The organism is Streptomyces radicis (genome assembly GCF_003626575.1).
Classification (GTDB): Bacteria; Actinomycetota; Actinomycetes; order Streptomycetales; family Streptomycetaceae; genus Streptomyces; species Streptomyces radicis.
Genome location: NZ_RBDY01000033.1, coordinates 35,100 through 47,497, shown reverse-complemented (window position 1 = coordinate 47,497; position 12,398 = coordinate 35,100). Strand labels below are relative to the sequence as shown.

At 75.7% G+C, this 12,398-nt stretch carries 11 protein-coding genes; all 11 read left to right on the top strand.

What is annotated here, in order from left to right; translation table 11 throughout:
- Positions 1-26 precede the first annotated feature (26 nt).
- The 11 genes from D7318_RS27615 to D7318_RS27565 are packed head-to-tail and all read left to right on the top strand — an operon-like array spanning position 27 to position 12,386.
- The gene (locus D7318_RS27615; RefSeq protein WP_183091634.1) at positions 27-911 is read left to right on the top strand and encodes an ATP-grasp domain-containing protein; all 885 of its coding nucleotides are present in this window, start codon (positions 27-29) and stop codon (positions 909-911) included.
- A complete protein-coding gene (locus tag D7318_RS27610; protein ID WP_120699951.1) occupies positions 908-2,053 on the top strand; it encodes an AMP-binding protein in 1,146 nt (381 codons plus the stop codon). Before D7318_RS27615 ends, D7318_RS27610 begins: the two co-directional genes overlap by 4 nt.
- Positions 2,050-3,444 (top strand): hypothetical protein, encoded by a 1,395-nt coding sequence (locus D7318_RS27605; protein ID WP_120699950.1) that lies wholly within the window; start codon positions 2,050-2,052, stop codon positions 3,442-3,444. Before D7318_RS27610 ends, D7318_RS27605 begins: the two co-directional genes overlap by 4 nt.
- Positions 3,445-3,452: 8 nt before the next feature.
- On the top strand, positions 3,453-4,766 hold the full coding sequence (locus D7318_RS27600) for a phenylacetate--CoA ligase family protein (RefSeq protein WP_120699949.1): 1,314 nt from the start codon (positions 3,453-3,455) through the stop codon (positions 4,764-4,766).
- Positions 4,763-6,502: a prenyltransferase/squalene oxidase repeat-containing protein gene (locus D7318_RS27595; protein WP_120699948.1), complete on the top strand. Its 1,740-nt coding sequence runs from the start codon at positions 4,763-4,765 to the stop codon at positions 6,500-6,502. Before D7318_RS27600 ends, D7318_RS27595 begins: the two co-directional genes overlap by 4 nt.
- An 8-nt stretch (positions 6,503-6,510) precedes the next feature.
- Positions 6,511-6,972 carry a tautomerase family protein gene (locus D7318_RS27590; RefSeq protein WP_183091633.1) on the top strand — a complete coding sequence of 154 codons (462 nt, stop codon included), beginning with the start codon at positions 6,511-6,513 and terminating at the stop codon, positions 6,970-6,972.
- Positions 6,969-7,262, top strand: a complete 294-nt coding sequence (locus tag D7318_RS27585; RefSeq protein WP_120699947.1) for an acyl carrier protein — start codon at positions 6,969-6,971, stop codon at positions 7,260-7,262. Before D7318_RS27590 ends, D7318_RS27585 begins: the two co-directional genes overlap by 4 nt.
- Positions 7,259-8,314 (top strand): class I adenylate-forming enzyme family protein, encoded by a 1,056-nt coding sequence (locus tag D7318_RS27580; protein WP_183091632.1) that lies wholly within the window; start codon positions 7,259-7,261, stop codon positions 8,312-8,314. Before D7318_RS27585 ends, D7318_RS27580 begins: the two co-directional genes overlap by 4 nt.
- Positions 8,304-9,824 carry an aromatic amino acid ammonia-lyase gene (locus D7318_RS27575; protein ID WP_120699946.1) on the top strand — a complete coding sequence of 507 codons (1,521 nt, stop codon included), beginning with the start codon at positions 8,304-8,306 and terminating at the stop codon, positions 9,822-9,824. The genes D7318_RS27580 and D7318_RS27575 overlap by 11 nt, the downstream gene beginning before the upstream one ends.
- Positions 9,825-9,868: 44 nt before the next feature.
- Positions 9,869-11,110 (top strand): 3-deoxy-7-phosphoheptulonate synthase, encoded by a 1,242-nt coding sequence (locus tag D7318_RS27570; RefSeq protein WP_120699945.1) that lies wholly within the window; start codon positions 9,869-9,871, stop codon positions 11,108-11,110.
- Positions 11,094-12,386, top strand: coding sequence for an MFS transporter (locus D7318_RS27565; protein ID WP_183091631.1), 1,293 nt, complete (start codon positions 11,094-11,096; stop codon positions 12,384-12,386). Before D7318_RS27570 ends, D7318_RS27565 begins: the two co-directional genes overlap by 17 nt.
- The last annotated feature ends 12 nt before the right edge of the window (positions 12,387-12,398 follow it).

Below are 12,398 nucleotides of genomic sequence, written 5' to 3'. Positions count from 1 at the left end.
CCGATGAGGTCGGTCTCGGATTCGGCGTGGCCAATCCCGAGCACATCGTCCTCGCCGGAGGAAAAGCCCTCTGGAATGGCGAGCCGCTGTGCAGGGAACGCGATGTCATCGTCCACGACATCCGCTCGGAACCCGCCCTCGACGTCGACCTGTGGACGAGTCTCACGCTCGTCTGCTCGCTGCGCGAGATGGGCTTCTGGCCGGCCATTCCCCTCTCGGCCGCGCTGCTGTTCAACGACAAGTTCGCCACCGCCGAGGCCCTCGCCGACTCCCCGATCCCGCTCATCCCCTCCGTCAGGATCACCACGGGGCGTGACCTGGCGCGCGTGGACTACCAGGCGCTGGTCCCCGACGCGTGGTTCCCGGTCTTCGTCAAGCCCGCCTCCTGGGGGCGTGGCCTCGGCTGCGTCCGCTGCCCCGACCGGGCCACCCTCGACGCGGTGCTCGGCCTGGCCTCCGGCAGCGGCGCCGCCATGCTCGTCCAGCCCTCGCTCGGCGACCGGGTCACCGACCTGCGGGTCGTCGCGGTCGAGGGCGAGATCGTCGCCCTGTACGACCGCGTCGGCGGCGGCGACTCGCACGTGGCCAACGTCAGCCGCGGCGGCTCGGTCAGGGTGCGCACCGCGGTCGAGCCCGGCGTGCGCGAGCTGGTCGAGCTGGTCCACCGGCGGTTCGACCTGCCCTATGTGTGCGTCGACCTGCTGCGCACCCCGTCGGGCGAGCTGTGGCTGTCCGAGCTGGAGCTCGACGGCGCGGTGTCCGCCCTCTTCGACTCCCCCCAGGCCGTCAGGCGCGTGGTCGGCGGGCGCTTCCTCGCGTACGCGGCGCGCCTGCGGGCCCATCGGCACCGGTCCGGCGAACCCGGCGCGGCACAGCGGCGGTTGGCACCCACAGGAAGGCACGAGCGATGAGCACGCGTATCGGTTCGGTCGGGACCCCCGACGTCCTGGCCGACGTGGACAGGCCCGCGCCCTGGAGCCACGCGGACCTGAGGGCGGCCACCGAGGAGCGGGCCCGCTCCGCCGGCGGGGTCTTCGTGGCGAGCGGCGGCACCAGCGGGGACCCCAAGCTCACCGTCATGGCCCCCGACCTCGGCGTTCCCAAGGTGGTGGCGCACTGGCGGCCGCTCGGCCCCGGGGACTGCCTGCTCAACCTCTTCTCCACCGGCAAGATGTGGGGCGCCCACTACTTCTACAACGCCCTCGCCACGGCCTGCCACGCCACCGTGGCGCCCATGGGCGCGCTCCACCCCGAGGAGTTCCGCCAGTGGGTCGACGTGATCGTCGACATGGGCGTCAACGCGCTCGCGGGCGCCCCCAACGTGCTGGCCCGCTTCGCCGAGACCGCGGCCGCCGCCGGGCTGCGGCTGCCGGTCCGCGCGGTGATCTGGTCGGGCGAGCCGATGACCGGGGCCAGGGTCGCCACGCTGAAGGCGGCCTTCCCCGAGGCGGGCCTGTGGGGGAACTACGGCTCGATCGAGACGTTCGTCATCGGGACCAGCACGCCCGACTGCCGCCTCGGCGCCCTGCACCTGCTGCCGGGACAGCTCGTCGAGCCGAGGGACGAGGGCGCGCTGCTGACCCGCGTCGGCGAAGGGTGGCCCACCCCAGCGCGGCGGTTCAGGCTCGGCGACCGGCTGCGCGCGGCCGAGTGCCCCTGCGGCGCGGCCGACGCCTTCGAGGTGGTCAGCCGCGCCGACGACAACGTCAAGCTCTACGGCGGCATGGTCTCCATCGGCGAGGTGCACGCCCGCGCCTCGCGCCTCGACGGCGTGCGCGACACCCAGCTCCTGCTCTACCGCGACCCCGAGGTGCCCTCGGCCGTCGTGGGGATGCGGCTGCGCTACACCGGGCCCAACGGCGACGCCGCGGCCGTCAGGGCGGCGCTCGTCCGCGCCATGGAGGACCTGGACCTGTGCGACCGGCACACGCCCGAGGCGTTCACCGTCGAGCACGCGGACGACGTGGAGCGGAGCCCCCGCACCCTCAAGGTGCTTCCGGTGCTGTGGCGGTCGGCCGACGACCTCGCCGCGGTGGTCGGGGGCGCGGCGTGAGCGCCGGGACCGGCGCCGCGCCGGCCGACCTGATCGCGGAGAACGCGCCGACCCGCGCCTACCTCGCCGCCACGACCGGCGGCGCCCACCCGCCCCTCGACCCCGAGCTGCCCGGCTACCGCCGCTTCCGCTCCTGGTTCACCCGCCCCCTGCTCTCCCGCCCCGCCATCCTCGACGCCGACGAGGCGCGGCGCCTCGACCACGACCTGCCGCTGCTGCTGCGCACCCTCCAGGCGCTCCCCGACCGGCTCTTCGGCGGCGACCAGGAGAGCTTCGCGCGGGCGCTCGGCTGGACCCAGCCGAGCGCGCGGGTCGCGCTGCGCAAGCTGTCGGGCCCGCCGGTCCCGCTGGGCCGCGCCGACCTGGTGCGCGGCCCCGAAGGCTTCCGCCTCGTGGAGTTCAACACCTCCAGCTCGCTCGGCTCGATGGAGTTCGGCGAGCTGTGCAGGGCGGTGCTCGGCGACCCCGGGTTCACCGGCTTCGCCGCCGCGCACGCGCTCGACTTCCACGACCCGATGCCCCTGATGGCCGCCACCCTGCTCGAGACGGCGGGCTGGCGCGCCGCGCGGCGGCCCACGATCGCCCTGGTCGACTGGGTCACCTCCCCGGTCACGGTGAACGCCTCCCTCTTCATCGACCTGCTCTCCGAGCTCGGCTTCCCGATCGTGGTCTGCACCGTCAAGGACCTGGAGTTCGGCGCGGGCGGGCTCGTCGCGCGCGGCGAGCGGATCGACGTCGTCTACCGGACGTTCCTCTTCAAGACCGTCGCCGAGGACCCGGCCGCCGACGAGCTGCTCGAACCCCTGGCCCAGGCGGTGGCGCACGGCGCGGCCCGGGTGTTCTCCCCGTTGAACGCCGACCTGTTCGGCTCCAAGCTCTGCCTGGCGATGCTCAGCGACGCCGACGCGGCGGACCCGCTCACCCCCGACGAGCGCGAGGTGGTCGATCGGGTCCTGCCCTGGACCCGTTCGATGCGGGGCGCCGACGCCACCCCCGCGCCCGGCGGCGGGTCGCTGGCCGAGTACGCGCGCGCCCACCGCGGCGAGCTGGTGCTCAAGCCCAGCATCGGGCACGCGGGCCGGGGCGTCGTCGCGGGGTGGCTGACCGAGCAGGACGCGTGGGACGCGCTGGTCCGCGCCGCCTGCGCGGGCGACCACGTGGTGCAGCGCCGCGCCGACTCGGTCGCCGAGCGCTTCCACGCGCCGGGCGCCGCCGGGCCCGCCACGGCCACGTGCTACCTGCACTGGGGCCTGTTCGTCACCGCCGCCGGGCTCAGCGGCGGCTTCGTCAAGGGGCTGCTCGACCGCGAGCAGGACATCCGCTTCCTGGGCGACGGCTCCCACGTGGGCTGCGTCTTCCACTCCGCCGTCCGACCGACGCGCCAGCAGTGAGGGATCCAGTGATAGTCAACTCCAAGGAACGGCTCGAAGCCGTCCTCGAGGCCGAGCGGCAGTTCCGCGACGCCCGCGGCTCCGTCCCCGCCGAAGGCTTCTACCGCGACAAGATCGCCCAGGCGTGGGGCCGGGCCCGCCGCGCCCCCGCCTACCTGCACATCGGCGACTTCGGCTGGCCCGCCTTCACCGCGCTGCCCACCACCCCCAAGGAGCGCCTCAAGGCCGACCCGTGGAGCTTCGTCGCCACCACGCTCCAGGCCAGCGCCAAGTACTACGAGACCACCGGCACCACGGGCACCGCGACGCCCACCCCGCGGCTGGCGGAGGACATCCTGTGGAACGCGGTCTCCGTGGCGGGCGCCTGGCGCGACCCGCTGGGCGACGAGCCGCGCGTCCTGAGCCTGCTGCCCTCGGACATCGTGCCCGTCGGCGACCTGGTGGCGTCCGTGTGCGAGTACCTGGGGGTGCCGCACGCCCGCGCCTACCCGTTCGCCACCGGCATCTCCGACTGGGACCGCCTCGTCGGGCTGCTCACCACCTTCCGCCCGACGGCGCTCTTCCTGGCCCCGGGCGTGGCCCTCCAGACCACGCGCCTGCTCCAGCAGCGCGGCCTGCTGGAGCAGGCGCGTGCCTCGGTCACCACCCTCATGCTGCTCGGCGAGGTCAGCGTGCCCGCCATGCGCGAGCGCCTCGGCGCCTGGTGGGACGCCAGGGCCTACGACGCCAGCTACGGCAGCACCGAGACCGGGACCCTGGCCGCGGCCTGCCGGGCCGACGGGCTGCACCTGCTGGCCGCCGCCCACTACGGCGAACTGGCCGACGCCGAAGGCCGGGTGACCCCGTTGCGCGCGGGAGCGTCAGGCCGCCTCGTGGTGACGCCGCTCAACCTCCACGCGCGCCCCCTGCTGCGCTACGACACCGGCGACGAGGTCGCGGTCGCCGACGGCTGCGCGTGCGGCCTCGCCACCCCCACGCTCACCGTGCACGGGCGCGCGGGCGACGCCCTGGTGATCGGCGGGGCGGCGCTCGACCCCAGGTCGGTCGAGGAGGTCGTCTACGGCGAGACGACCGCGACCGGCTATGTGCTCGAGGTGGACCGGGCCGCCGAACGCCTCCTCGTCCTGCTGGAGCGCCAGGTCGGCGCCGACCGGGCCGGGGAGGACGCGGTGGCCGCCGCGTTCCTCGGCGCCTTCGCCCGCCGCACCGGGCTGACCTGCGACGACGTCGTCTTCGTCAACACGCTGCCCGCGGCCACCAAGAGCGGCGGCTCACGGAAGAGCTGGAAGCGCTCCAACATCCGCTTCGTGGAGCCCCGGTGACCGCGCCCACGGCCCCCACGGCCCCCGGGGCGCGGGTGCCCGTCTCCGGCGCGCCCGACCTGTGGTGCACCTACGCCGCGGTCCGCACGCTCGCCTGGCTCGGCCGCGCCGCGCGCACGCCGCACCGCGCGGCCACCGTCGCCCATGTGCGCGGGCGGCGCAACGCCGACGGCGGCTACGCCTGGAGCCGCGGCATGCCGTCCGACGCGTGGGCCACGTTCTACTGCGTGGCCACCCTTGCGGACCTGGGCGAGCCGCAGGACGAGCCGGAGCGGACCGCCGCCTGGGTGCGCGGCGTCTGGTCCGGCGAGGCGTACGCGATGACCCCGGGTCAGCGCCCCGACGTGTGGGCGACCCACTTCGCCACCCGCACCGCCGTGGAGCTGTGCGGCGACGACGTGCCCGACCGCGCCCGGCTGCTCGCCTGGCTCGGCCGCCTCCAGACCCGGGGCGGCGGGCTGAGCTGGTCGCCCGAGCACGCCGACGCGGGGGACGCCGACGCGCGGGCCTGCTTCTACGGGGTGGCGGCCTGGCGGGCGTTGAACGCCCTGCGGCCCGCCGCCCCGCCGTGGGACGTGCCCGCCCTGGTCCGCTGGCTGCGCGGGCGGCAGACCTCATCGGGCGGGTTCACCTTCGCCCCCGACGCCACCGTGCCCTGCCTGTGGGCCACCTACCGGGCCACCGGCGCCCTGGCGGCGCTCGGCGCGGCGCCCGACGCCGACCCCGCGCCCTGGGTGCTCGGCCAACGGCTCGACGGCGGCGCGTTCACCCGTTGGCCCGGCTACCGGGTCGCCGACGTGTGGGCGTCCTTCAGCGCGGTCGGAACGCTGCGCACCGCGGGGGGCGTCACCCCCGAGGTCGCCGCGGCGGTCGAACGGCGGCTGGCCCGACTCGCCCTGCCCACCGGCGGGTTCACCTACCGCGAGGCCGAAGAGGCGGCCGACGCCCTGCACACCTCCGCCGCGGCCCTGGTCGCCGAGCCCGACGCCCCCGAACTCCCCGAGCTGCGGCGCTGGTTGGAGGGCTGCCGACTGCCCAACGAGGACGGCGTGATGTACATGCCGGGCCGGGGCGCCGAGGTGCGCTGCACCCTGTGGGCCCTGGCCGCGGGCGCCTTCCGCGACGACCCCGCGGGCGCGGGCGCGATCAGCGCCTGGCTGACGCGCCTCCAGAACCCCGACGGCGGCTTCGGCTACTGGCACGGGCGCGGCTCCGACCTGATCTCCACCGCGGCGGCCGTCGAGATCAGACGGCTCGTGGGCCGCCCCGGTGACCCCGCGCTCGACCTCGACGGCCTCGCGGCGTTCGTCGAAGGCTGCGACCGCGCCCGCCACGGGGAGCGGGGCCATGGCAACGTCCCCGGCGCCCCCGCCACCCTGCGCTCGGGGCTGCACGCCGCGCGCGTGCTCGACTTCATCGGCCGCGCCGACCGCGCCGCCGTGGCCGACGCCCTCGACCGGCACCGGGTGCGCGGCGGCGGCTGGGCCAACCAGGGCGCCAGGCTGCCCGACCTGCTCTCCACCTACGAGGCGGTCGCCACCGCCGACCGGCTCGGCATCGCGGTCGACGCCGCCCATGTCCGCCCGTTCCTCGACCGCACCGCGTCCGAACACGGCGCGTCCTGGTCGCCGTTGGCCCCCGCCACCGGCGACCCGCTGGCCGACTGCCTCCACCGGCTGCTGCGTCGGCGCCTGGCCACCCCGGCGGCCCGGCTGCCCGCCCTGACCCTGTCCTGAGAGCCGCCATGCCCACCATCACGATCGACACCCCCGAGCTGCCCGTGCCCCGGCGCAGGGCCGTCGCGGTCCGCCTCACCCGCTGGCTGTCCCGGCACGGCGTCACCCCCGCGCACGTCGTGGTGCGCTTCGTCGACACCCCGCCGCACAGCGCCTTCAGCGGCGGCATGCCGCTCGACGCCCTGCCCCAGGGGGACGGCCAGGTGCGGCACGCCTCGGTCGTCTGCTGCGTCGGCCCTGAGCGCGACGAGCGCTTCAGGGAGGCCCTGGCCGACGAGGTCGCCCAGGCCCTTGGCACCACCGAGCAGACGCCGTTCCTGTACGTCGAGTTCCGCCCCACGTCGCCCGCCCATGTGTACCTGGCCAGGGCGGGGCGGCTCACCAGGGCCGACGGGGCGCCTGGCGCCGACCACCAGGCCGTCGCCGACCACCAGGAAGCCGCCGACCACCGGAGAGAAGGGGAACGATGAGCGAGTCAGGCACGCCCGAGACCGTCACCCGGGTACGCGAGGCGCTCAGCCCGTACCTCGGCGACGAGGTCGCCACCGTCGACGCGGGGCGGGACCTCGCCGAGGCGTTCGGCGAGCGCTACGACAGCCTCACGGCCATGGAGTGCGTCACCGCGGTCGAGGCGGCCTTCGGGATCGAGGTGGACTTCGTCGCGCACGACGTCCGCCACTGGTTCGCCTCGGTCGAACGCATCGCGCGATTCGTCGACGGCGAGCTCGAGGACCGCGTGCGCCTGGGGAGCCACGGATGAGACCCGGGGACGACGGGGCCGAGGCCGACGTGCCCTTCGCCACCTCTGGCCAGTCGGGCGCCCCCGTCGTCTGGCTGCGCTCCGTCGCCCAGCTGCGGGCCGAGGCGGCCGTGGTCGCCGACGCCGTGGTCGGCGACGTGGACCGGGTCGTCACCTACGCGCCGCCCCTCCACCTCTACGGCCGCGTCTTCGGCGCGGTCCTGCCCCGCCATCTCGGCGTGCCCGTACGGCAGTTGTGGGACAGCCCGTTCACCCCGCCCGACCTCGCGCCCGGCTCGCGCACCCTGGTCGTGTGCCTGCCGTCGACCTGGGAGCTGCTCGACCGCGTCGTCGACCGGCTCAGGACCGCCACCGTGGTCGCCGTGCACAGCACCGCCCCGCTGCCGCCCTCGGCGCACCGCGTCATCGCCGCGCTCGCGGGCAGCGCCTTCCGGGCGGTCGAGATCCTCGGCTCCACCGAGACCGGGGCCGTGGCGCACCGGACGCTCGCCCCGCGCCCCGCGCTCCCGGCGCTGTGGACCCTCTTCCCCGACTGCTCCCTCATCAGGACGGCGGGCCCCGGCGACGAGCAGCCGCTGCGGGTGGCGGGGCCCCGGCTGGCCAGGGTCAGGGAGGCGGCCGTGCCACCGGCCGCGCTCACCCTGGACGACCTGGTGCGCCCCGTGGGGGAGCGGTCCTTCGAACTCCTCGGGCGCGCCAGCCGGATGATCAAGATCAACGGGCGCCGCGTCGACCTGGCCGAGGTGGAGCGCGCGGTGCGCGAGGCGTTCCCCAGGACCGACATCGTCTGCGTGCCGCGCCGCGACCGGATGCGCGCCGAGCACTACGACCTCTACTACGCCCAGGGCCCGGTCGAGGTGCGGGCCGCCGAGGTGCGGGACGTGCTGGCCGCCGCGTTCCCCGGCGTGCCCGTGCCGCGCGCGGTGCGCCGGGTCCCCGAGATCCCCCGCAGCGTCGCGGGCAAGGTGCGCGTCGACCGCCTCCCGGCCCTCGGCGAGAGCGGGCGGCCGCCGCGCACGGCACCCGGGGGAGCCGACGGCCGTGCTCACTGAGACCGAGCCCGCCACCGTCGCGGGCCTCATCGCCGAGGCCGCATGGGAGCGCCGCATCGAGCTGACCGCGCGGCGGCGCCAAGCCCTCGCCCACGGGCGCGCGTCGCTGACCAGGGCCGTCAGGCAGCGGCCCGTCTACGGCGTGAGCCGGGGCTTCGGGCCGCTCGCCGACCACCCGGCCGACCCGGACGCCGCCGTCCAGGCGAGCGGCCTCATCGACCACCTCACCGTGGGCCAGGGCAGCCCGCTGCCGCCCACGGTCGCCCGGCTGATGGTCTGGCTGCGGCTGCGCGGCATGGCACTCGGCCACTCAGGCGTCGAGCCGGAGACCTGGGAGGCGCTGGCCGCCCAGTGGAACGCCGGGTTCACCCCGGTCGTGCCACGCGAAGGCAGCCTCAGCGCCAGCGGCGATCTCATCCCGCTCGCGCACGCCGCCGCGGCCGCCGCCGGGCGCGGCGAGGCATGGCGGCGCACGGACGGCGGCTGGCGCCGCGAGCCCGCCGCTGCGGCCCTCGCCCGGCGGGGGCTGACCCCGGTGCGCTGGGAGGCGAGGTCGGCCCTGGCCTTCGTCAACGGCACATCGGCCGCGCTGGCCACGGCCCTGGTCAACCACGCGCGGCTGCTCGGGCTCGCCCACGCGGCCGCCGCCGCCACGGGGCGCCTCGCGCTGCTGCTCGGCAGCGACCCCGTCCCGTTCAGCGACGCGCTGGCCGCCGTGCGCGGCCACCCGGGCCACCGCACCGCAGCCGCGCTGATCCGCAGGCAGCTGACCGACGCCAGGCCAAGGGACCCGGACCGGCCGCTCCAGGAGCCCTACTCGCTGCGCTGCGCGCCCCAGGTCATCGGCGCGGTCATCGATCAACTACGCCTCCAGGAAAGGGTGTTGCTCACCGAGGCCACCGGCTGCACCGACAACCCCGTGCTGGTCGAAGGGGAGCTGTACCACGGCGGCAACTTCCACGCCGCGCCCGTCGCGCTGGCCGCCGAGCAGCACGCCGTGTGCGTGCACCAGCTGGCCTACCTGCTGGAACGCCAACTCGCCCTCGCCGTCGACCCCCGGCGCAACGGGGGGCTGCCGCCGCTGCTCGCCGCGCGCCCCGGGCGCGACAGCGGGCTCGCCGGGGTCCAGATCGCCGCCACCTCCCACCTCGCCGCGATCCGGCAGCGCGCCTACCCGGCGTCCTGCACCCCGCTGCCCACCAACCTGGGCAACCAGGACCATGTGCCCATGGCGCTCAACGGCGCCAACGCGGCCGCCGAGATGCTCGACCGCGCCTGGTGGGTGGCGTCCTCGCTCTACCACGCCCTCGCCCAGATCCGCCGCCTCCAGCGGCTCGAACGCCTGTGGCCGCACACCGCGAAGGGCGGCCTGTGGGAGCGCCTTGCCGAGCACACCCCCCAACTGACCACCGACCGGCCCATGGCGGACGCCGTGGCCACCCTCGCCGCGCGCCTGGAGGAGGAGTTCGTCCCCCGCGCCGCCCGTCCCCCCGGAGGGCCCCACCGATGACCCCGCCCACGACCCCGCCCATGACCTCACCGTTGCCCCCGCCCATGACCGGAGCCACGAAGGCGCCGCGCCCGCCCGCGCAGCAGCCGCGCTGGGCGGGCGGCGTTCCCCTCGCCGATGTCGTCGGCGAGCTGGCGACCCGCCCGCCCCTGGTCTCCGCCGAGTCCTGCTACGCCCTGCAACGCGAGCTGAGCCTGGCGGCCGCCGGCGGCGCCGTGGTCGTCCAGGCGGGCGACTGCGCCGAGCCGTTCGCGGACGCCGACCGGGAGCGGATGACCCCCAAGGTGGAGCTGCTCGGCGCCATCGCCGACGTCGTGGAGTCGGTCGTCGGCCTGCCCGCGGTCCGCGTCGGACGCTTCGCCGGGCAGTACGCCAAGCCCAGGTCGCGGGAGACCGAGCGGCTGCCCGACGGCCGCACCCTGCCCGTCTACCGCGGCGACGCGGTCAACGGGACCGCGCCGACCCCCGAGGCCCGCACCCCCGACCCCACCCGCCTGCTCGCCGCCTACGACCACGCCGCCCTGGCCCTCGACGCGCTCCGTCTCGCCGAGTTCCTGCCGGTCTTCGAAGGGCCCGCCCCGAGCCTGTGCCTCACCTACGCCAGCCACGAGGCGCTGCTGCTCGACTACGAGGACGCGCTCGTCCGCGACGACGACCGGCGGGGCGGCGGCTACGGCTCGTCGGGGCACCTCCTGTGGATCGGCGAGCGCACCCGGCAGGTCGACGGGCCGCACATCGCCTTCGCCGAGCGCGTCACCAACCCCGTCGGCGTCAAGGTGGGCCCCGACGCCTCGGGCGCCGAGGTCGGGGCGCTGATCACCCGGCTCACCGAGGGGCGCCCGCGGGGCCGGCTCTCCCTCATCGTCCGCATGGGCCCCCGCATCGTCGACGAACTTCCCCGGCTGCTGGGGGAGTTGGGGGACCTGGCGGCGCGCGCGCTCTGGATCTCCGACCCCATGCACGGCAACACCCGCCGCAACCACCACGGCCAGAAGACCCGCCTGCTGCCCGACATCGAGCGCGAGATCAGGGCCTGCGGCGCCGCGCTGCGCGCCCACGGGCTGCCCCTGGGCGGCGTGCACCTGGAGACCACGCCCGAGCCCGTCGTCGAGTGCGTCGAGACCGAGGCCGACCTGGCGACGCGCCTCGACCGTTACACCTCGACGTGCGACCCGCGGCTCAACGCCGAGCAGGCCCTCGCCGTGGCCCGCGTCGCCGCCGAGGTCCGCCTCGATCGCCCGCCCGTCCCCACTCCCGAAAGCCACCGACGTGCTGACCTCCCGTGACCCCGGCGCCGGGGCCCAGGGCGCCGCCGCGGCGCCCACGAGCCTGTGGCGGCACCGCGACTTCCTGCTCTACTGGTTCGGCCAGACCGTCTCGCGCGGCGGCACCCAGGTCGCCGAGCTGGTGCTCCCGCTGGCCGCGATCTACCTCTTCGAGGCGTCGGCCGGCCAGCTCGGCGTGATCAACGCCATCGCGTTCGCCCCCTATCTGCTGGTCACCCTGCTGGCCGGCGTCTGGATCGACCGGTCCACCAAGCGCGGCATCCTCGCCGTCGCCGAGCTCGGCCGGATCGTCGCCCTCGGCGCGGTGGCCGCCCTCACCCTCGTCGACGGCCTGGAGCTGTACCACCTCTATCTGGTCGCCGCCGTCATGGGCGTGTGCGCCGTGCTCTTCGACGTGTCGGGAACGGCCTATCTGCCCTCGCTCATCGAGCGCGACCAGCTCCTCGACGGCAACAGCAGGCTCCAGGGCAGCATCGTCGTCACCCAGGCGGGCGGCCCCGCGCTCGGCGGCGTGCTGGTCAGCCTCGCCAGCGCCCCTGCCGTCCTCGCGGCCAGCGTGATCAGCCCGATCGCGTCCCTGGCCGCGCTGTTCGGCATCCGCCACAAGGAACGCCCGCCCGAACGCCCCGAGCGCCGCGACACGTTCGCCGAGATCGGCGAGTCACTGCGCTTCATCGCCCGGGACCGCTACCTGCGCTTCCTGGTCGTCAGGTCCGGCGTCAACAACCTCTTCTTCATGGCCAGGACCACCATCCTGCCGCTCTTCGTGCTCGACGTCCTCGGCATGAGCAGCGCCCTGCTCGGCCTGGTCCTGGCCGCGGGCGCGGTGGGCGCGCTCACCGGGGCGACCCTCGCCAAGCGGATGGCCCTGCGCCTCGGCCCGGGCCGCGTGATCGCCTTCGGCTACGGGGGCGCCTCGCTCGCCCAGATCATCCTGCCGCTCACCATGGGCCCCACCCCGCTGGCGCTCGCGATGCTGCTGACGATGTTCTTCGTCAGCGGCACGCTGATGACCATCGGCAACACCAACGTCGCCACCTTCCAGCAGATGGTCATCCCGCGGCGGAAGATCGGCCGGGTGGTCGCCGGGATGCGGACGGTGACCTGGGGCGCCATGCCGCTCGGCGCCCTGCTCGGCGGCTGGCTCGGCTCGGTCATCGGCATCCGCGAGACCCTCTTCGTCACCGCCACCGGATTCTGCCTCTCCGCGCTGTGGATCGCGCTCTCGCCCATCGCGAAGCTGCGGACCATGCCGGAGCCCCCCGAAGAGGACTGAGCGGACGGCGGA